Origin of the sequence: Faecalibacterium sp. An121, from assembly GCF_002160915.1 — a bacterium.
GTDB classification, from domain to species: domain Bacteria; phylum Bacillota; class Clostridia; order Oscillospirales; family Ruminococcaceae; genus Faecalibacterium; species Faecalibacterium avium.
This window is the reverse complement of the sequence record NZ_NFLM01000012.1, coordinates 19,234-39,858: the sequence shown is the minus strand read 5'-3', so window position 1 is coordinate 39,858 and position 20,625 is coordinate 19,234. Positions and strand designations below refer to the sequence as shown.

Sequence of the window (20,625 nt, the reverse complement as noted above, 5' to 3'; positions counted from 1 at the left end):
TGTTTACTCGAGGAACAGGTCGAGGGATTTGTAAAAATAGATGCTGATCTTCCACAGCGTATCGGGCCAGGCGGTGCGCAGCCGGGGGTCTTCCACCGGCACCGGCTGCAGGCTGATCTCGGCGCCGCTGCTGATCCGGATCACCCCCAGATCCTCCAGCGCCAGACCGCCCGGGCTCAGCTGGGGCCGGCGCTGGGTCATCAGGGTCAGCTCCACTTCGCCGTCCCAGTCGGTCCGGTCCGAAAGGGCCACCCCTTCTTCGGTCACCGACACGGTGCGCCGGTAGCTGCCAAGCCCCCGGATGGGCGGGTAAGCCCCGGACAGCTCGGCCGAGATGCATCCCTCCCCCACCCGGATGTCCCGGGCCGCGTAGGCCGCGCCGGGCAGCTGCATCACCCCGTCAAAGGTGGGCAGGTTGTGCCAGCCGCTCTGCATGGTCCAGATCTCGTACCGCTGGGGGCTGAAGGTCTTGCGGGTGTAGCTCTCCACCCCGACGTCGATGAGGAAGGGGCAGCCGTCCTTGTAGACGGTGACGCTGCCGGTGTCGTTGTGGTTGTGGCTGTCCCCGTTGCCTCCCATCTTGGCCCCCAGCACCCAGCTTCCCCGGCGGGCCGCGAAGATCCCCACGCTGGGATACCATACATCTCCGGCCGGGGCGGGGCCTGGATCGGGACAGTCCATCATTTCCCGCTGGGTGAAGGCGGTCAGCAGGCGGTACCACAGGTTGATCCGGCTGCTGGCGTCCTGGGCGGTGAGGCGGTCGGGGTCGGGGTCGGCCCGGAAATCCGCGGCGGCCAAAGCCTCCAGCGCGGGGCTGCCCACTGCCCGGGCAAACAGGTATTCCCGGGCGCCGCAGCGGCCGGCCAGGGGGCTGCAATCCCCGAAGTTGAGATAATAAGGCCCGTCCACATGGACGTTCAGGATGTATTCGGCGATGTTCCGGATCTTTTCCTCCCGGAAGACGGGTCCGAAAGCCTCGGGCGCGGCGCTGGACAAAATGCGCAGCGCCCCCCACAGCGTCAGCCCGGCGTGCCGGTAATACTGGGCGCCCTCGTTGCAGCAGCCGTCGGGGCCGTAGTCCTTCAAAAAGCAGTCCAGGCTGTAGGCGGCCTGACGGACGGCGTCCCGCCGCTCCTCCTGGCTGACGTCGGGCAGCAGGAAAAAGCACAGCAGCACGTTCTGGGTGCACCAGCTGGTCCAGTTGCACATGGGCTCGTCCCGGTTGCCCATCCACCAGAAGTGGTCCCGGAGGTAGGGCGTCAGGATGCGGGCGCGGACCTCCCGCTCCATCCGGGTGGCAAGGCCCGGGTAGGCCTGCTCCAGCTCGGCGCCCAGGAGATAGTGGACGGTGGACAGCAAAGCCCCCGCCTCGGCGGCGAACAGGTCGATCAGGGGCCGGGCGGTGTCGGGCAAAGGCAGCTGGGGGGTGTCCCGCACATAGGAATTGTGGGCCGGCAGCTGCCAGGCGCTCTCCTCGCAGATGGCCCACACCGTGTCGGCGATGGCGTCCAAAAAGCGGCCCTGGTATTCCACGCACTCGGCGGCGGCCAGGGCGCACAGCCGGGCCCGGCGGGCAAAGCAGGCTTCCTCCCATTCAGACCGCTTCCCGGTGCGGGCAAAGTCCAGCCAGAGGGACAGGGGCAGGGCGGGCAGGGGCTTGGCTGCCTCGGCGGCGCCGGCGGCCATCAGCCGCTTTTTGGCGGCGGGGGGCAGGGTCTCCCACCCGGCCCGGTCATGGGCGGGCGGGCACGGCCTGAAAGAGGGCAGCACCTCAGGCAGAAAGGGCAGGCATTCAGAGATCATGGCGCACCTCCTCAAAGGTTCTGTTGGTATTCCCGGGGGCTCAAGCCGGTGGACTTTTTAAAGACCTTGGAAAAATAGAAGGAACTCTCAAATCCAAGCTCCTCGGCGATCTCATAGATCTTCTTGTCCCCTTTTTCCAGCATCTCTTTGGCGGCGGCCACCCGGGCCTCGGTGATGTATTCCACAAAGCCGCCCCCGTATTTGCCAAAGAGCTGGCTGAGGTAGCCCGGGGAGAAATTGAACACCGCCGCCACATCGGCCAGGGTCAGCTTTTCGGACAGATGCTCCCGGATGTAGGCTTTGACCTGGGCCACGGTCTGGAGCTTGGAGGCGCTGGCATCGGTCTCCATCTCTTCGGCAAAGAGGATGGGATTGCGCTCGGACAGGAGCGGACGGAAATTGTCCAGCTCCCGGCACCGCCGGGACAGGCTGAGGGGAGCTGTGGCCGGCCGGCCCACCGCCCACAGCAGCCGGGCCGAAAAATAGTTGTAGACGATCTGGCTGGCCTTTTGCAGCAGGGGTTCCAGCAGGGGCTTGACGGCCTGGCCCTGCTCCTCGGTCACACCGAACAGCACATTGAAATGGAGCACGTCGGTGCCGGTGGCCCGGCAGGACAGGTAGTTCTGGAGGGTGGTCTCCACCATCTGGCAGCAGGCCAGGTTCAGCTTGAGCTGCTGCTCGCTGGTCATGTTGGGGTTGGCGGGGCGTATCTCGCAGAAGGCCACCACCAGGGTGGGGTGGTCCAGGTGGAGGTTCAGGGCGTTCATCTCCCGCTCCAGATGCTTTTCGTCGGGGATCAGCCCGGCATACAGCTGGATCAGAAACCGGTCCTGCATGGTGCGCAGGCCCTCGGCCACCACCTTCTGACTGGGCATCTGGCCGGTCAGGGCCTTTTCCTTGTTCACCTGGTCGGCGGCCCGGGCCAGGGCGGAACAGAGGCTCTGGGCGGTCAGTTCCATCTTGACGAGGTAATCCACCACCCCGGCTTCGATGGCCCGCCGGGCATAGGTGAAGTCCTCCAGGCTGGTCAGCAGGATGAACACCGGCAGGGGCCCTTTTTCATGGCAGGCCCGGGCCAGGGTCAGCCCGTCCAGCACCGGCATCTTGACGTCGGCAATGACGATATCCGGCTTTTCCCGCTGGATGGCCTCCTGGGCCAGCTTGCCGTTCCGGGCGGTGGCACAGATGGTGTAGCCCTGTTTTTCCCAGTCGATCATCCCCTGCAGCCCGATCAGCACCAGGGGTTCGTCGTCAGCCAGTAAGATCCGCAGCATGAAATCAGCCTCCTTCCTTCTTGCGGTAGGGCAGACGGATGGTCACGGCGGTGCCCACCCCCGGCTCGCTCTCGATGGCCAGCCCATAATTCGGCCCAAAGGAATATTGCAGCCGCCGGTGGACGTTCCACAGGCCCACATGGCGGATCTTGTCCTGTGCGTCGGCCTGGGTCTCGGGCGGGTCCAGCAGATGGGCCACCTGGTGGGGCGGCATCCCCACCCCGTCGTCGGTCATGGTCACCAGTACGTCCCCGTTGTCGGGGCTGGTGCGGATCTCCAGCAGGACGCTGCCGTAGCCGCCCCGGGGCTCCAGCCCGTGGAAGATGGCGTTCTCGGCCAGGGGCTGCAGGGTGAACCGGGGGATCATGCAGTCCCGGCAGATGGCTTCGTCATCGATGTGGGCCACCTCGATCTGGATATCCCCGCCATAGCGGTACTGCTGGATGGTAAAGTAATCGTTGAGGAGGGCCAGTTCTTCCTGCAGGGTCACCAGCTTTTGGGTGCTCTTGGAGACGCTCTTGGTCAGCCGGGCAAAGGCGGTGACCATCTCGGCGATGCCGGGCGCGTTCTGGATGGTGGCCATCCACCGGATGGAATTGAGGGTGTTGTAGATGAAGTGGGGGTTGATCTCGGTCTGCAGCATCTGGTATTCCAGGTCCTGCTTCCGCTTCTGGTCCTCCAGGCGGCGGGCCAGCAGGCCCTCGATGTTGCCGGCCAGGTGGTTGATGCCCCGGCCGATGTCCCCCAGCTCGTTGGTCCACTCGATGTCGTGGTCGATGGTGAAGTTCCCCTCGCTGATCTGGTCGATGCGGTGCCGCAGGGCGGCCACCGGCCGGGTGATGACCGCGTCCAGCCAGCGCAGCAGCAGCGCGTCCATCAGCCACAAAAGCAGGATCCCCATCCCGATCAGCACCAGATAGATCATCCGCTGGCTGAGCAGGGTGCTCTCGGGGAAAAGCTGCACCAGCCCGGCGTCCCAGCCGTCCAGGCGCACTTCCACCGCCAGAAAGGGGTTGCCGTTGCGCATCACACGGTAGACCCGGGTATCGGGGGAGGCCAGCCCGCTGGCGTGGTAGGAGGAGGCGTCCAGGCCCTCCTCCAGGGCGGAGAGGTGCCGTCCGTCGATCCGCCACAGCTGCTCCCCCAGCTTCCAGTAGAGGGCGCCGTTTTCGGGCATGATGTAATTGTCGGCCGCGCCGGTGATGACGGCGGTGTCCAGGCCCAGGTACACCCAGCCCACGTTGACGCGGTTGGAGCGGATCTCCCGCACCATCACCAGGCAGTCGGGGTGGGTGGCCAGAAGCGGGTCCTGGGCAAAGGACAGCTGCCCCGCCGGGAAGCCTTCAAACAGGGGCAGGGTCTGGGCGTTCAGGGCCACCGAACTGCTCAGGCTGCCCTGCTGCAAAAAGCGGTCGGTGCCGTTGGTGATGAAAAACCGGGTGATCCGGGTCTGCAGCTGGCTGGAGAGATACCGGTCCTGGAACGTATTGTAGGCCGAGGAGGTCAGCAGGCCGTCCAGGGTGTCCACCGACAGATAGCGGCGGAGGGTGCTGTCGGTGGAGGCCCAGTTCAGCAGATCGTTGGCGGTCTTGATGCTGGTCTGCACCGAGGTGGCCATCTGCTGAAGGTTGAACTCCACCGAACGCAGGGTGTTGGAGCGGATGTTGGCGTCGGACACATAAAACAGCACAAGGCCCACCAGCAGGCTGACAACGGCGGTGAACAGCTGGGTCCCCCACAGGATCTGACGGCGCAGGGACATCCTGCGGATCCACGCAAACTTCATGGCGCTCCCCCCTTTTTGTGGAACATGCGGATCGGTCTTTTTATAAAGTAGCTTTTTTTGGCCGGGATGTCAACCTTCATTCCCGGCTTGCGCAGACAAGGGCGCCGTGCTATAATGAGGCCAGATCATCAGCCCGTGAAGAAAGGAACCTGACCATGCTGTTCCATGTGATCCTGCCTTGACATCTGTCTGAAAGCGCTCTGCCCCGCTCCCGGACGCCCGCTGCCAAAGGGCGTGCTTTTGGGTGCGCGGCGGTGTTTTTTTGCTGCTTTGACGGATGCGCAAGAGCGGTGCGCGGCCTTCTGCCGGCCCGCCCTGTGCGCTGCACTGGAGGATCGTACAATGGAATACGCTGGAAAAGCAGGCCGCCCGCTGGACGGCCTGGACGTCAAGTCCTTTTTTGACGGGCTTGTCTTTTTTGGGCCGGTGGCGCTGCTGGTGCGGACCGCCGCCGGCGTGACGGTGGGGCAGTTCTTTCTGCTGCAGGCGGCGCTGGCCTGCGCCGCGCTGCTGTCCGAACTGCCGGCCGGCCGTCTGACCGACCGGATCGGCTACCGCAACACCCTGGTTTTGTGCGAAGGGCTGTTCCTGCTGGCCCGGACGCTGCTGCTGACGGCTTTTCTGTGCGGCTCGCCGGCCCTGTTCGGGCTGGAAGCGGCGGTGGAAGGGGTGGCCCTTGGTTTTGATTCGGGCACCCGCAGCGCCTATCTCTACGCGACTGTGCCCCCCGAGGCCTTCCTGGCCCGCACCGCCCAGGTGGAAAACCGGGAGACGGCGGGCTTCATCACCAGCACCGTCCTGTATGCGGGGCTGTACGCCTGGCAGGGGCTGACCGGCCTGCTGGCCGCCACCGTGTGCACGGCGGGGGTGGCCTTTTTGGCCGCCTGTACCCTGCCCGCCGAGAAAAAGTCCCCTGCCCCCTCCCGCCCCGGAAGCGGCCGCGCCCGGATCGGGCAGCTGCTGGACCGCCGGTCCCTGGCTCTGATGGCGGCCCTGGCGGCGCTGAGCATGGGGCAGCTGCTGGTCAACTTTTTCTATGCGGACAAGCTGGCGGCCTGCGGCCTGCGCCCTGAGTGGATGACCCCGGTCATCCTGGGGTATTCGGCCCTGCAGATGCTGGCCGCTCCTCTGCTGCGGCGCCTTCCCGCCGCCTGGCGCAGCCGGGCGCTGGGACTGTGCTGCGGCGCGGCCGGCGCGGTCATGGCGGCGCTGGGCCTTGTGCGCCGGGCCGGGCCTGCCCTGGCGCTGATGCTGGCGCTGCCCTTGCTGCTGCAGCTGCCCGCCTGTCTGCTGGAGGCCGGCGAGAACGCCTTCATCGACGCCCGGGGCCTGCAGGACGACCGGGCCTGGGCGCTGTCGGTCTTTCACATGAGCAGCAGCGCCCTGGAGGCGGCCTTCCTGGCGGGCTCGTCGGCGGTGGCGGCAGCCGGGGCCGCCGCCTGCTTTTGGGCGGTGGGCGCCGCCCTGGCCGGCTGCGGCGCCTGGGCCGCCCGGACCATCGGACGGGAAGGTCTTTGTATATATAGTACCGAAAATATCGAATAAGACAATTGCTTTTGTGCAAAAGATGAAGGATTTACAGCTTTGAGCTGAAGATATTGCATCTTTTCTGCAAATCCTAAAAATATTGCAGGCCGTTTTGGGGATTTTCCATTCCGAACAAAAGCCCGCCGCATTATAGTATAGATAAAGAAGGCGCCCGCCCATCGAGACCCGGGCGGGACGCCGGGATTCCCCAAAGGTCCCAAGAAGAAAGAGAAGAAGATTTCCACAGGAGGCAAAGATCATGAGAAAGATTTCCCGCCGTTCGTTCCTGAAGGCTGCCGCGGTCGTCGCCGGCACCACTGCACTTGCTGCCTGCGGCGGCAGCTCCAGCTCCACTGCGGCTTCCACGGCCGGTTCCACCGCTGCGTCCGGCGCTGCTTCCGAGAGCGGCGCCACCAACCTGGTCTGGACCGTGTGGGATATGGAGTCCACCGCATACTGGAAAGCCATGGCGGACGGCTACATGGCCAGCCACTCGGATGTGACCATCGAGATGCTGGACCTGGGTTCCACCGACTACATGACCGTCCTGGCCACCCAGCTGGCCGGCTCGGCCGATATCGATATCCTGAGCATCAAGGATATCCCCGGCTACGCCAACCTGATCAACCTGGATTACCTGGCCCCCATGAACGACGTGCTGACCCGTGACACCGCCGACTTCAACGGCACCATCGAGCAGCTGACCACCGATGACGGCAACTTCTACGCCGTGCCCTTCCGCAATGACTTCTGGGTCCTGTTCTACAACAAGGATCTGTTCGACGCCGCCGGCGTGCCCTACCCCGCCAACGACCTGCCCATGGAGGAGTACGACGCTCTGGCCCGTCAGATGACCAGCGGCGAGGGCGACGGCAAGGTGTACGGCACCCACTACCACACCTGGCGCTCCTGCGTGTCCCTGTTCTCCATCCTGGACGGCGAGCACACCATCGTGGACGGCACCTACGACTTCATGAAGCCCACCTACGACCTGGTGCTGGCCCAGCAGAACGACGGCATCTGCATGGACTACGGCTACCTGAAGACCTCCTCCCTGCACTACTCGGCAGCGTTCGAGAACCAGCAGTGCGCCATGATGCCCATGGGCAGCTGGTTCATCGCCACCCTGCAGACCTACATGGCCGAGGCCGAGACTCCCTTCAACTGGGGCATGGTCAAGTATCCTCACCCCGCCAACGCCCCCGCCGGCTCCACTCTGGGCACCGTGACCGCCCTGGCCATCAACGTGGATTCGCCCAAGGCTGAGGCTGCCGCCGACTTCATCAACTGGTGTGTGTCGGAGGAGGGCGCCAAGATCATCGCCGAGACCGGCACCTTCCCCGCCTGCGGTTCCGCTGAGACCAACCAGATCATCAGCGCCACCGAGGGCTTCCCCCAGGACGAGGCTTCCATCGAGGCGCTGAACACCACCGCCGTCTACCTGGAGATGCCCTACACCATGTACGCTTCCGACATCGAGACCATCCTCAATGCAGAGCATGACGCCATCATGACCCTGAGCGAGACGGTGGACGAGGGCATCCAGAACATGAACGATCAGGTGTCGGTCATCCTGGCCTGATTGCTGTGCGGAGCGCCTGATCCTTTTGTACCGGTGCGGGGCGGGCATCTGACGCCCGCCCCGCTTTATTTGTAAGTGACTCGGAAAGGAGGAACTCCCCTATGGCCAATCCTGCCGCTGCCGTCAAGGCGGACAAGCCGCCCCGCAAAGTGCTGCGGAAATCGGTGCGGGATACTTTGACCGCTTACACCTTCATCGCCCCCAACTTCATCGGCTTCTGTGTCTTTACACTGGTGCCCATGGTCTTTGCCATCGCGCTGGCCTTCTGCTCCTGGGACGGCCGCCACGCCATCGAGTTTGTGGGCATTTCCAACTTCATCCGACTGTTCCAGACCGACCGCATCTTCCAGGCGGCTCTGGTCAACACCATCGTCTATGTGGTGGGCACGGTGCCCCTGACGCTGGTGTGCAGCCTGGCCATGGCGGTTCTGCTCAACCAGAACGTCCGCCTGCGCAACTTCTTCCGCACCGTGGCCTTCTTCCCCTACGTGGCATCGCTGGTCGCGGTGGCCGCCGTGTGGAACATGATCTTCAACCCCGCCATGGGTCCGGTCAACTCGCTGCTGGCCGCCCTGGGCGTGGAGAACCTGCCCCGCTGGGCTGCGGGCAAGGATACTGCCATGCTGACGGTCATCCTGTTCAGCGTGTGGAAGAACATGGGCTACTATATGGTCATCTATCTGGCCGGCCTGCAGGGCTGCAACCCCGACCTGAACGAGGCCGCTGAACTGGACGGCGCCAACCGCTGGCAGCAGTTCTGGCACATCACCCTGCCCCAGCTGCGCCCCACCACCTTCTTTGTGGTCATCATGCTGACCATCTCGGGCTTCAAGGTCTACGACCAGATGTACATGATCACCCAGGGCGGTCCCGGCAACGCCACCATGACCCTGGTGTACTACATCTACAACGTCGCGTTCGTCAACACCCCCAAGTATGGCTATGCCAGCGCCATCGCCATGGTGCTGTTCGTACTGGTGCTGATCGTGACCGTCATCCAGTTCCGCGGCTCGCGGGGCGAAAATTAAGGGAGGAGGATAACCATGGCTGTTTCTGCTGTCAAAGATCATGCGTCCCAGAAGCGGCGCAACGCCATCATGCGGTTCATGATCTACTTCTTCCTGATCGTCATTACCGCCTTCATGCTGCTGCCCTTTTTGTGGATGCTCTCCTCCTCCTTCAAAGAGAACAAGGACGTGTTCGGCTTCCCCATCCAGTGGATCCCCGCAAACCCCCGCTGGCAGAACTATGTGGACATCTGGACCGAGATCCCCCTGCTGACCTTCATCAAGAACACCGCCAAGATCACCATCGTGGTCACCCTGCTGCAGCTGTTCACCTCGTCCTTTGCGGCTTACGCCTTCGCCAAGATGCAGTTCAAGGGCAAGAACGTCCTGTTCCTGGGCTACATCGCCACCATCGCGGTGCCCTGGCAGGCCTACATGGTGCCCCAGTTCATGATGATGAGCTCCTGGGGACTGAACAACACCCACCTGGCCATCATGTGCCTGCAGGCGTTCAGCGCCTTCGGCGTCTTTTTGATGAAGCAGTTCTATGAAGGGGTGCCCAGCGAGCTGTGCGAGGCCGCCCGGATCGACGGCCTGACGGAATACGGCATCTGGTGGCACATCATGCTGCCCCTCAGCCTGCCGGCCCTGTCCACCTTGACCATCTTCACCTTCGTCAACACCTGGAACGACTTCCTTGGTCCCCTGATCTACCTGACCCGGACCGAGCTCAAGACCATCCAGATCGGCCTGCGCATGTTCATCTCCCAGTATTCGGCGGAATATGGCCTGATCATGGCCGCGTCGGTCGTGGTGCTGATCCCGGTGCTGATCGTATTCCTGTCCCTCCAGAAATACTTCGTCCAGGGCGTCGCTTCCAGCGGCATCAAGGGCTGAGATCCGCCCGCGAGGGACCCTGTCTTTGACGATATCCCAACATCAACGGGGCGGGGCCGGGGCGTTTGCCCGGCCCCGCCTTCTTTTGTCTGCAAGGAGGCATTGTATGCGCACCTTCCCAAACCGCGTCCTCACCGACTCCGAGGCCCGGCAGGCCCTGGCCGACGCCTGCCGCCAGGTGGAGACCAACCTTCCCCTGTACACCTGGCAGTGCCAGAACCACTCCAGCGTGGGCGGCGTCTACCCCGGCTGCCCCAACAACCAGTGGACCTGCGGCTTCTGGCCCGGGGAGATCTGGCTGGCCTATGAGGCCACCGGCCAGGAGACCCTGAAAGCCGCCGCCCTGGCCCAGGTGGACAGCTTTGCCGACCGCATCCGCCGGAAGGTGGAGGTGGACCACCACGACATGGGCTTTCTGTACAGCCCTTCCTGCGTGGCAGCCTGGAAGCTGGTGGGCAGCGAAAAGGGCCGGGCGGCCGCCCTTGCGGCGGCGGACCAGCTGCTGACCCGCTACCAGCCCAGCGGGCGCTTTCTCCAGGCCTGGGGCACCATGGACGACCCCGAGAACTACCGCTTCATCATCGACTGTATGCTCAATGTGCCCCTGCTCTACTGGGCCTCGGAGGAGACCGGGGATGACAAATACCGCCGGATCGCCGCGGCCCACACGGCCACCTGCCTGGCCTATTCCTTCCGGTCGGACGGCAGCACCTACCACACCTTCTACATGAACCCCGACGGCACCCCCAAGGGAGGCCGTACCTGCCAGGGCTACAAGGACGACAGCTTCTGGGCCCGGGGCCAGGCCTGGGGGGTCTATGGCAGCGCCATCGGCTACACCTACACCCACGACCCCAAATTCCTGGAGGTGTTCCGCAAGGCGCTGGCGTTCTACCTCTCCCGGCTGCCCGACGACCTGGTGCCCTGCTGGGATATGATCTTTGCCCCCGAGAGCGGCGAGCCCCGGGACTCCTCCTCGGCGGCCATCGTGGCCTGCGGCCTGCTAGAGGCGGCCAAGTATGCCGACCCCGCCGAGGCCGAGAGCTGGCGCACCCTGGCCCGGCAGATGGTGGCCTCTTTGTGGGACCACTACGCCGTCCGGCCCGGCACCCTGGGTTCGGGGCAGCTGCTCCACGGCACTTACAGCAAAAAGAGCCCCTACAACACCTGCACCCCTGAGGGCGTGGATGAGTGTACCAGCTGGGGCGACTACTTCTATATGGAAGCGCTGACCCGTCTGACCAAAGACTGGGAGATGTATTGGTGAGCAGGCGCTCTGCCTGCTTTTGGACCTAGAAACGATAAGTGAGGCAAACTGTATGCAGCTTTCTTCCAAACAGGATTTCCAGGCGCTGATGCACCTGTTCCTTGACCCTCTCAAGCCCTGCTATTCGGCGGGGCGGGCCCGGCTCCACCTGGGGGAGACCGGCGTCACCTATGGCCAGGCCGCCATCGAGCTGGAGGCGTTCAGCCGGCCTTTGTGGGCGCTGGTGCCCTTCTGGGCGGGGGGCGGTTCGGACCCCGCCTTTGAGGAGATCTACCGCCGCGGCCTGGCCGCCGGCGCGGACCCCCAGAACCCCGAATACTGGGGGGAGTGCGGGGACTACGACCAGTGCTTTGTCGAGATGGCCGCCATCGCCTGCGGCCTGCTCACCGTCCCCGAAAAGCTGTGGGACCCCCTCTCGGACACCGAAAAGCAGAACCTGGCCCGCTGGCTGGACCAAATCAACCACCACCAGATCCCCGAGTGCAACTGGCAGTTCTTTATGATCCTGGTCAACCTGGCCCTGAAAAAGTGCGGGATGCCCTACGACCCCGACAACATGGCCCGGGGCCTGGCCCGGATCGACAGCTATTACAGCGGGGACGGCTGGTCCACCGACGGCGCCAGCCCCCAGAAGGATTACTACATCCCCTGGGCCATCCAGTATTACGGGGTGCTCTACTCCAAATTCGCCGCGGACACCGACCCCGAGCGGGCGGCGCTCTACCGCGGCCGGGCGGAGCTGTTCGCACAGCAGTTCATCTACTGGTTCGACGAGAACGGCGCGGCCCTGCCCTATGGCCGCAGCCTGACCTACCGCTTCGCCCAAAACTGCTTCTGGGCGGCCTGCGTCTGGGCCGGGCTGGAGCCCTTCCCCCTGGGGGTGATGAAGGGGCTGATCGTCCGCAACTTCCACTGGTGGCTGGAGCAGAAGATGTTCGACCGGGACGGCATCCTGACCATCGGCTACTGCTATCCCCAGATGTACATGGCCGAGCGGTACAACGCCCCCGGCAGCCCCTACTGGGGGATGAAGAGCTTCATTCTGCTGGCTTTGCCGGATGACCACCCCTTCTGGCAGGCGGAGGCCCTGCCCCTGCCCGAGCTGGACGCGGTCAAGCCCATGCCCCATGCCAATATGCTGGTGGCCCGCTCCGGCGGCCGGGTGACCGCCTATGCCGCCGGGGTCAACGAGGGACATGGCCACGGCCAGTTCCCCGAGAAATACGCCAAGTTCGCCTACGATACCCGGTTTGGGTTCTGCGCCTCCCGCAGCCGCGAGGTGATCTGGCAGGCGGCTCCCGACAGTATGCTGGCCTTTGTCATCGACGACAATGTGTTTGTGCGGAAGGTATCCCTCTCCCACCAGATCCAGGAGGACCGCGTGGTCAGCCGGTGGAGCCCCTTCCCGGGCATCCAGGTGACCACCACCATCATACCCACCCCCCAGGGCCACATCCGCCGCCACGAGATCGACAGCAGCTGGGCGTGCGAAGCGTATGACTGCGGCTTTGCGGTCCCCTGCTTTGCCCCCGGCTATCTGGAGTCCACCGCCGGCGGCCAGGCCAGCGCCCGCAACCGGACTTTGAGCTGCACCGTCAGCGGCAGCGGCGAAGGGACCGTCATCCAGTGCGACCCCAACGTCAGCCTGTACAGCCCCAACGTCCGCATCCCGGCGGTGCGCTATGACATCCCCCAGGGCCACACCGTTCTCGAAACCGAGATCAAAGCCCAGGGTTAAAACGGCGCCCCCGTGTTTTGAACATGGGGGCGTTTTTGTGCTCTTGTACAGGAGGATGAGCAGCGCTATAATAAAAACATCGAGGTGATACGGAATGTGGTTTCTGTTTGCTTTGGGGTCGGCGGTGTTCGCGGCCCTGACATCCATCCTGGCCAAGGTGGGCATCGAGGGGGTGGACTCCAACCTGGCCACCGCCATACGGACGGCCGTGGTCCTGGCGCTGGCCTGGGGGATGGTCTTTTTGACCGGCGCCCAGAAGGGCATCCAGGGCATCGGCCCCAAAAGCTGGCTGTTTTTGATCCTGTCGGGCCTGGCCACAGGGGCATCCTGGCTGTGCTATTACCATGCGCTGCAGATCGGCGCGGCCAGCAAGGTGGTGCCGGTGGATAAGCTCAGTGTGGTGATCACTCTGGTGCTGGCCTTTGTCTTTCTGCATGAGCCCTTCACATCCAAGAGCCTGTTCGGCTGCGTCCTGATCGGCGCGGGCACCCTGCTGATGGTGCTGTAAAATAGAATGGATGCGCCGTATGCGCCCGCGAAAGCGTGGCGCTTTTTGTTTTGCCCGCCGCCCCTGCCCTTTGCGGACAAAAACAAACCGCCCCGGCGCCGATCGCGCCGGAGCGGTGTTGCTGTTTTGGGTGGGATGGTCATTCCGGGTCGGAGCCGGAAGGTTTGGAGGCCCCGGCGCCCGCCTCTTTTTTGGGAGGCAGCTGCAGCTCGGGCATCAGCTCGTCGTTGATGATGGTCAGCATCTCCTCCAGCTTGGCCACGTCCTCGGGCGAAAAGCGCTGGCGCACCCGCTCGATGACGGTGTGCAGGTATGCATAGCTGATGCTGTAATAGTCGATATACTTCTGGGTGGGGCGCAGGTGGTATTCCCGCCGGTCGGTGGTGGACTGGATCTTCTCCACATAGCCCTTGCGCACAAGGCTGCCGATCTTATAGGCGGCGTTGGGGGTGGAGATCTGCATCATGCGGGAAAATTCCGCGATGGTGGGTTCCCCCAGGGCCATGATGCCCTCCATGCAAAAGGATTCCACGGTGGTCAGGGTGGCCTCCCGTGTGGCGAACCGATGGAACACCTTTTGATAAAAATGCAGCTTGAATTTGGTGTATACGGCCTGGAACACGTCCTCCAGCATGGACTTTCCCCCTTTCTGGGTATATCTACACTTTGTATTATATCACAAATTTGAACAAAGTGAAACCCCTGCCGGGAGAAAAGTCCGGCTTTTCTTCGGGCTGTCAGCCCTCAAACTGGGTGGTGGCGGGCCGGCCGTTGTACAAGGCGCCGTCGGCCCGGTAGTATTCCCATTGGATGCTGCCGTCGGGCAGCGTGTACTCTATGGCCCACACCTGGCCCTCCTCCACATCGTCGGGGTAGTTGTCATAGGGCAGCATATTGGCGATGGCGGGCAGGTTTTTCACATCGCCGTAGGCGTCCCGGACCAGCCAGAAGGTCCGGCTCCGGTACTGGGGAAAAACAACGCTCAGGTCCGTGGTCCCCTGGTTGACGGCGGTGTAATCTTTGCCGGCAATGGTGAGGGTCCGGGTCTGACCGATTTGGAGCGGCTCCAGATCGGCGCCAAAGCCCCAGGCCACCTGCACATCCAAATACTGCGAGCCATCGTAATAATAGAAAAAGCGCTCGGTGGAACCATCCGGCAGGCTGTGGTCGTAGAGGAACACCTGACCGACTTCCAGTGCGGCCGGGAAATTGGAAATGGGTGAGAACGTCTCGTTGCGGGGCTGACCCAGTGCGGCGGTGTAGGCGTCGGGCACCAGCCAGTAGGTATAGCTCTCACCGGTGGACTGCCGGACGGCCCGGAGCACCTGCACGGCGGTGAAGTCCTGGCCGCCAATGGTTACGGGCTGGGTCTGGCCGGTCTGGCTGTCGTCGATGGTATAGGCGGTGAGGTCGGTGGTGTGCAGGCGGTCGCCGTAGATCTCCTGCAGCTGGCTGGCCATGTTGGGGTCGCTGGTGCCCTCGACGGTATCGCCGGGGTTGGTGTGGGCCGCGCCGTAGATGCCCATGATGCTGGTGCCGGCGGGCAAAGCGTCGTAGGCGCGCTGGAAGTTGTGGACCATCAGAGGCTCCCGGAAGGCATAACTGCCGCCGTGGTCCTCATAATAGGCTCTGCCCTGCTCGATCACTTCCAGGGTGATGCGGTAGGCCTCCGAGTCCTTTTGTCCGGTCTGCTCGAGATAGCGCAGATAGCGCGGGCCGCTGTTCTGGTAGGTATGGCCGATGTCGGTGCCGTGGAACACCGTCTCGGGATACTTCTCCTTGAAGGTGTGCCAGTAATCCCAGTAGATCGGTTGGGCTGCGGCGGTTTCGGCCATATCCTCGAACAGCTGGGTCAGGATGGCGTCATCCTCTGCCTGCATCCACAGGTTCAGGAATTCCGCATCGTAGTAGGGCCATTCGATGAACAGATGCCGCATTCCCTGCTGGTAGTACCGGTCCCAGGTCTCCAGTTCAACGGCCATGATGGAAGAATCGCCGTGGGATTCGCCCAACAGGTAGATCTGTCCGCTGGACCCCGGGAAGAAAAAGCCCGATAGGGTCATGACGATGGCCGTGAGAAAACTTACGATCTTTTGCATGAAACTTCCTCCTTATCGTTGAATGGGATGGGCAGGGGCGGATTTGGAAGGTATACACTGCAAAACAGGGGGCCTTCGGGCCGCGCCGGTTGCAAGACGTGCGCTGGTGTGCTATAATCCGATGTGCAAGACGCAGGCAGGGCCGCTTTTGGAAAGGTATACCTTTTCAAAACGGCTTTTCTTTTTGCCCGGCCGGCTGGAAAACCTTCCCCCGGATGGACCGGGCCGGCGCGGGGCACCCTACAAGTATTCTGGCAGAAAGGGGGCGCATTGCCGCGCCGGATTACAGAGAGCTTTACCTGGAGATGTTCCGCGCCAATGAGGCGGCCATCCGTCTGCTGCAGCAGGCCCAGGCCCGGGCCGAGGCGGCCTACCTGGCCCAGGAACCCCCTCCCCTCCGCTTGCAGGAAAAGGAGCCGCCGCCGCAGTAAATTCAGCCCAGCTTGGCCTGCGCCTTGGACAAAAACCGCGCCTCGTCGATGATGACCCGCTCATGGACGCCATGGCCCACCGGGCCCTTGTCGTCCGCCATCGAGACCGAAAAAACCAGGGTCCGCCCATTGACCGCCAGCAGTTCACTGGTACAGGTGACCGTCATCCCCACAGGGGTGGGGGCGGTGTGCTCCAGGGACAGTTTGGTGCCCACAGTGCCCTGTCCCGGCGCCAGATGGGGGGCCACGCTCTCCCAGCAGGTCCGTTCAGCCAGGGCGGCCAGGGCCGGTGTAGCGAATACTTCCAACGTGCCGCTGCCCATAGCCCGGGCGGTATTGGCGGACGTAACGATGACAGCGGCCTGGCCGCTGATGCCAGCTTCCAGCATAGTTGTTTCCTCCTTTGATGCACAGCCGGGCCATACCCGGCGCTGATGATACCAGTATACCACAATTTCAGAATGTGCGCCTCCGCTTTTTACAGCAATGTATGCCTGTTTTGCTGCAAAAGCGGGGCGCTTGAGCGTGTCGTTTGACACGCTTTAGGGTGGACCAATTTCTGCCTGCATGCGCAGGTCAGAAATTCTTCCCCCTGGCTCTCTTGCGCTTAGCCGATTTTCGCAGCGCGCTCGTAAATTTGGACGGCTGCCCCAGCTCCGCTTCGGCTGTTTCGTCCGCAGGACGCGCCTCAGCTTCGCTGTCCTGTATGTGTCCTGTCCATCCGCATATGTCGGCTGGACAGGACTTTTTTGTTCATTTGATGGAATTTTCTTTGTGATTCTATTGACATTTGAAAAGGGCGTGCTATACTGTACATATGAACAGATGCTCACATATCAAAACGAAGGAGGCTGACCATGGAGCAGAACGAACAGGCCCGGGCCGCCGTGCCCGAAGCGATGCCGGACGATGAGGTGCTGTATGAGCTGGCGGATCTGTTCCGGGTGTTTGGAGATTCCACCCGGATCAAGATCCTGTATGCTTTGCACGACCAGGAGCTGTGCGTCCAGGATATCGCTGCGGCGGTGGCGCTGAGCCAATCGGCGGTGAGCCACCAGCTGCGGGTGCTGAAGGATTCCAAGCTGGTGCGGTTCCGCCGGGAGGGCAAGACCGTTTATTATGCGCTGGATGACGACCATGTGCGGAGCATCCTGTCGCTGGGAATGGAGCATATCGAAGAATGACACCCTGCATCAGAAAGGACGGATACACGATGAAAAAGACCTACAAGATCGACGTGGACTGCGCCAACTGCGCCAACAAGATGGAGGCTGCCGCCCAAAAGACCCCTGGCGTCAAGGCGGCTGCGGTCAACTTTATGACCCTGAAAATGAGCGTGGAGTTTGAGGAGGGCCAGGACCCCAAGGCCGTGATGCAGCAGGTGCGTGCCAACTGCAAGCGGGTGGAGGATGACTGCGAGATCTTTTTGTAAGGCGGGCCGGATTTTCCACAGGGGCTGGCTGTGAAAAAGGTGGAGTTTTCAACGTTTTCCACCGCTTTTTCCACTAAATTTTTGAGGAAAGCCAAAAATAGCGGGAAAAAGTGGTTTTTGCCCCCGTTTTTTTGGGGAAAACTTGTGGAATCGGTGGAGAAACCCCGGATTTTTCCCAAAAAGCTGTGGAAAAGGGCGTTTTCGCCCGGGAGCGCGACGGTATAAGGAGGCGTTTCGTATGAACCCCAAGCAGAAAAAAATGCTGTACAGGATCATCGCCGCGGCGGTGCTCATCCTGCTGATCCAGGCTGCGGCGGCCACAGGGGCGCTGCTGGCGGCGCCGGTGCCCGCGGCGTTTTTGTACCTGGTCCCCTATCTGGTGGTGGGCTGGGATGTTCTGGTCAAGGCGGCCAAGGGCGTCAAGAACCGGCAGCCCTTTGACGAGTGCTTCCTGATGGCGGTGGCCACGGTGGGCGCCTTTGCCCTGGGGGAGTATATGGAGGGCTGCGCGGTCATCCTGTTCTATCAGGTGGGCGAGCTGTTCCAGAGCGTGGCGGTGGGCAAGAGCCGCCGCAACATTGCCGCCCTGATGGACATTCGCCCCGACTATGCCAACCTGGAAAAGCCGGACGGCAGTTTTGAGCGGGTGGACCCGGACGAGGTAGAGCCGGGCGCGGTGATCGTGGTGGAGCCGGGCGAGAAAGTGCCCATCGACGGGGTGGTCCTGGAAGGGGCGTCCACCCTGAATACCGCCGCCCTCACCGGCGAGAGCCTGCCCCGGGAGGTCAAAGCCGGGGACGAGGTGGTCAGTGGATGCGTCAACCTCAGCGGCCTGCTGCGGGTGCGCACCACCCGTGCGTTTGGGGAGTCCACCGTCTCCCGCATCCTGGATCTGGTGGAGAACTCCAGCATGAAAAAGGCCCGGGCCGAAAACTTCATCACCCGGTTTGCCCGGGTGTATACCCCGGCGGTCTGTTACAGCGCCCTGGCCCTGGCGTTCCTGCCGCCCCTGGTGCTGCTGCTGGCGGGCCGGGACGCGGCCTTCGGGGACTGGATCTACCGCGCGCTGACCTTCCTGGTCATCAGCTGCCCCTGTGCGCTGGTCATCTCCATCCCCCTGTCTTTCTTTGGGGGGATCGGCGGGGCCAGTACCTGCGGCATCCTGGTCAAAGGCTCCACCTATCTGGAGGAGCTGTCCCGCACCGGCACGGTGGTCTTTGACAAGACCGGCACCCTGACCCAGGGCGTCTTTGAGGTGACCGGGGTGTTCCCTGCCCCGGGGATGGACAAGGACTTCCTGCTTGAGACGGCGGCCCTGGCCGAGAGCTATTCCAAACACCCCATCTCCCAGAGCCTCAAAAAAGCCTTTGGCAAAGCGCTGGACCCCGCCCGGGTATCCGGCGTGGAGGAGCTGGGCGGCTACGGCATCACCGCCCGGGTGGACGGCAAAGCGGTGGCGGTGGGCAACGCCCGCCTGATGGAAAAGCTGGGGCTGACCCCGCCGCCGGCCAGCGAGAGCGCCACCGCCATCTATCTGGCCATTGAGGGCGCTTATGCGGGGTATATCCTCATCTCGGACGTGGTGAAACCCTCGGCGGCCAGCGCCATCGCGGCCCTCAAGCGGGCCGGGGTGCGCCGCACCGTCATGCTGACCGGCGATACCCAGGCGGTGGCCCAGGCGGTGGCCGGGCAGCTGGGGATCACCGAGTACCGGGCCGGGCTGCTGCCGGAGGACAAGGTGACCCAGGTAGAGGCCCTGCTGGCCGAAAAAGCCCCCCGTGAAAACCTGGCCTTTGTAGGGGACGGCATCAACGACGCGCCGGTGCTGTCCCGGGCGGATATCGGCATCGCGATGGGCGCTTTGGGCTCGGATGCCGCCATCGAGGCCGCCGACATCGTGCTGATGGACGACGATCCCGCCCGCATCGCCCTGGCGATGGATATTTCCCGGCGGACGGTGCGGATCGTGTACCAGAACATCGTGTTCGCCCTGGCCATCAAGGCCGCCTGCCTGCTGCTGGGCGCATTGGGCCTGGCGGGGATGTGGCTTGCCATCTTTGCCGACGTGGGCGTGATGGTGCTGGCGGTGCTGAACGCCACCCGCGCCCTCTACACCAAAGACCTGGCGCGCCGCAACGGCCTCGCGTAAGACACAGCCTTTGCCCCTGTCCCCTACCCGGGGATGGGGGCTTTTTTGACAGTCTGCCCATTTGCCGCCGTTTGTGCTATAATAGGACATACATCACGACTGGAGGCGGCTTATGTCCAAAAAGAAGATCCTGTTCATCACCACCGGGGGCACCATTGCCAGCGTGCGCACCGATCAGGGGCTGCGCCCTGTACTGACCAGCGAGGAACTGCTGGCCCACCTGCCCGGCCTGGCGAGCCTGTGCCAGCCCGAGACGCTGGCTTTGTGCAGCATCGACAGCACCGACATGAGCCCCGCCCACTGGCTGGACATGGCCCGGGCCATCGAGGACAACTACGACCGCTACGACGGCTTCATCCTCTGCCACGGCACCGATACATTGGCCTATTCGGCGGCCGCCCTCAGCTACCTGGTGCAGAACGCCGACAAGCCCATCATCCTCACCGGTTCCCAGCAGCCCATCTCGGGCCAGATCACCGACGCCAAAAAGAACCTGCGGGACAGCGTCTTGTGCGCCCTGGACCCCGGCAGCCGCGGGGTGATGGTGGTGTTCGGGGGGCTGGTCATTGCGGGCACCCGCGCCAAAAAGAACAAGACCATCAGCTACGACGCCTTTGCGTCGGTCAACTTTCCCCACCTGGCCCAGGTGCAGGGGGACCGTCTGGTGCGCTACATCGAGACGCCCCGGCCTACCGGCCCGGTGCTGTTCAGCCACAAGCTGGACCAGAAGGTGTTCCTGCTCAAGCTGACCCCCGGCATGGCCCCCGACCTGCTGCCCGCCATCTTCCGCCTGTACGACTGCGTCATTGTGGAGAGCTTTGGCGCGGGGGGCATCCCCCAGGCCCTGATGGACGGCTTTGCCCAGGGTCTGGGCCGCTATGAGGAGACCCGCAAGGTGCTGATCCTCACCACCCAGGTGACCTACGAGGGCAGCGACGTGGGCATCTATGAAGTGGGCCGCCGGGTGCGGGACCGGTTCGCCTTTCTGGAGGCCCATGATATGACCATCGAGGCCGCCGTCACCAAGAGTATGTGGCTGCTGGCCCAGAACTGCCCCACCTTTGAGGCGCTCCAGCGGCAGTTCTATTGGCAGATCAACTTCGATACCTTTTACCATTGACAGGA

At 63.3% G+C, this 20,625-nt stretch carries 18 protein-coding genes; 12 read left to right on the top strand and 6 right to left on the bottom strand.

Annotated elements, in window-relative coordinates:
- Positions 1–3: 3 nt before the first annotated feature.
- Genes B5E66_RS08065 through B5E66_RS08055 form a run of 3 tightly spaced genes read right to left on the bottom strand, consistent with a single transcriptional unit; the run spans position 4 to position 4,863 of the window.
- Positions 4–1,803: a heparinase II/III domain-containing protein gene (locus B5E66_RS08065; protein ID WP_087231225.1), complete on the bottom strand. Its 1,800-nt coding sequence runs from the start codon at positions 1,801–1,803 to the stop codon at positions 4–6.
- Between the two features lie 11 nt (positions 1,804–1,814).
- Positions 1,815–3,077 carry a response regulator transcription factor gene (locus tag B5E66_RS08060; RefSeq protein WP_087231222.1) on the bottom strand — a complete coding sequence of 421 codons (1,263 nt, stop codon included), beginning with the start codon at positions 3,075–3,077 and terminating at the stop codon, positions 1,815–1,817.
- Between the two features lie 4 nt (positions 3,078–3,081).
- Positions 3,082–4,863: a sensor histidine kinase gene (locus B5E66_RS08055; protein WP_087231219.1), complete on the bottom strand. Its 1,782-nt coding sequence runs from the start codon at positions 4,861–4,863 to the stop codon at positions 3,082–3,084.
- Positions 4,864–5,205: 342 nt separating this feature from the next.
- On the opposite strand from B5E66_RS08055, the gene B5E66_RS08050 reads away from it, so the two are divergent.
- The 7 genes from B5E66_RS08050 to B5E66_RS08020 all read left to right on the top strand — a co-directional run bounded on the left by B5E66_RS08050 (position 5,206) and on the right by B5E66_RS08020 (position 13,389).
- Positions 5,206–6,408: an MFS transporter gene (locus B5E66_RS08050; protein WP_087231216.1), complete on the top strand. Its 1,203-nt coding sequence runs from the start codon at positions 5,206–5,208 to the stop codon at positions 6,406–6,408.
- Positions 6,409–6,649: 241 nt separating this feature from the next.
- The gene (locus B5E66_RS08045; protein ID WP_087231213.1) at positions 6,650–7,972 is read left to right on the top strand and encodes an extracellular solute-binding protein; all 1,323 of its coding nucleotides are present in this window, start codon (positions 6,650–6,652) and stop codon (positions 7,970–7,972) included.
- Positions 7,973–8,073: 101 nt separating this feature from the next.
- On the top strand, positions 8,074–9,000 hold the full coding sequence (locus tag B5E66_RS08040; protein WP_087231210.1) for a carbohydrate ABC transporter permease: 927 nt from the start codon (positions 8,074–8,076) through the stop codon (positions 8,998–9,000).
- A 15-nt stretch (positions 9,001–9,015) separates the two neighbouring features.
- Positions 9,016–9,876: a carbohydrate ABC transporter permease gene (locus B5E66_RS08035; protein WP_087231207.1), complete on the top strand. Its 861-nt coding sequence runs from the start codon at positions 9,016–9,018 to the stop codon at positions 9,874–9,876.
- A 106-nt stretch (positions 9,877–9,982) separates the two neighbouring features.
- Positions 9,983–11,143: a glycoside hydrolase family 88 protein gene (locus tag B5E66_RS08030; RefSeq protein ID WP_087231204.1), complete on the top strand. Its 1,161-nt coding sequence runs from the start codon at positions 9,983–9,985 to the stop codon at positions 11,141–11,143.
- 52 nt (positions 11,144–11,195) lie between these two features.
- On the top strand, positions 11,196–12,881 hold the full coding sequence (locus B5E66_RS08025) for a DUF2264 domain-containing protein (protein ID WP_087231201.1): 1,686 nt from the start codon (positions 11,196–11,198) through the stop codon (positions 12,879–12,881).
- A 94-nt stretch (positions 12,882–12,975) separates the two neighbouring features.
- Positions 12,976–13,389, top strand: coding sequence for an EamA family transporter (locus B5E66_RS08020; protein ID WP_087231198.1), 414 nt, complete (start codon positions 12,976–12,978; stop codon positions 13,387–13,389).
- 139 nt (positions 13,390–13,528) lie between these two features.
- On the opposite strand, the gene B5E66_RS08015 is transcribed toward B5E66_RS08020, so the two are convergent.
- A complete protein-coding gene (locus B5E66_RS08015; protein WP_087231195.1) occupies positions 13,529–14,023 on the bottom strand; it encodes a MarR family winged helix-turn-helix transcriptional regulator in 495 nt (164 codons plus the stop codon).
- Positions 14,024–14,126: 103 nt separating this feature from the next.
- Positions 14,127–15,488 (bottom strand): hypothetical protein, encoded by a 1,362-nt coding sequence (locus B5E66_RS08010; protein ID WP_087231191.1) that lies wholly within the window; start codon positions 15,486–15,488, stop codon positions 14,127–14,129.
- Positions 15,489–15,793: 305 nt separating this feature from the next.
- On the opposite strand from B5E66_RS08010, the gene B5E66_RS13515 reads away from it, so the two are divergent.
- Positions 15,794–15,919 (top strand): hypothetical protein, encoded by a 126-nt coding sequence (locus B5E66_RS13515; RefSeq protein WP_255396632.1) that lies wholly within the window; start codon positions 15,794–15,796, stop codon positions 15,917–15,919.
- Between the two features lie 2 nt (positions 15,920–15,921).
- Here B5E66_RS13515 and B5E66_RS08005 read toward each other — a convergent pair whose 3' ends face one another.
- Complete coding sequence (locus tag B5E66_RS08005; protein ID WP_087231188.1) at positions 15,922–16,308, bottom strand: thioesterase family protein; 387 nt, start codon at positions 16,306–16,308, stop codon at positions 15,922–15,924.
- 468 nt (positions 16,309–16,776) lie between these two features.
- Between B5E66_RS08005 and B5E66_RS08000 the strand changes: the two genes are divergently transcribed.
- The 4 genes from B5E66_RS08000 to B5E66_RS07985 all read left to right on the top strand — a co-directional run bounded on the left by B5E66_RS08000 (position 16,777) and on the right by B5E66_RS07985 (position 20,620).
- Positions 16,777–17,103 (top strand): ArsR/SmtB family transcription factor, encoded by a 327-nt coding sequence (locus B5E66_RS08000; RefSeq protein ID WP_087231185.1) that lies wholly within the window; start codon positions 16,777–16,779, stop codon positions 17,101–17,103.
- A gap of 29 nt (positions 17,104–17,132) precedes the next feature.
- On the top strand, positions 17,133–17,351 hold the full coding sequence (locus B5E66_RS07995; protein WP_087231182.1) for a cation transporter: 219 nt from the start codon (positions 17,133–17,135) through the stop codon (positions 17,349–17,351).
- A gap of 238 nt (positions 17,352–17,589) precedes the next feature.
- A complete protein-coding gene (locus tag B5E66_RS07990; RefSeq protein ID WP_087231179.1) occupies positions 17,590–19,500 on the top strand; it encodes a heavy metal translocating P-type ATPase in 1,911 nt (636 codons plus the stop codon).
- Positions 19,501–19,612: 112 nt separating this feature from the next.
- Positions 19,613–20,620 (top strand): asparaginase, encoded by a 1,008-nt coding sequence (locus B5E66_RS07985; protein WP_087231176.1) that lies wholly within the window; start codon positions 19,613–19,615, stop codon positions 20,618–20,620.
- Positions 20,621–20,625 lie beyond the last annotated feature (5 nt).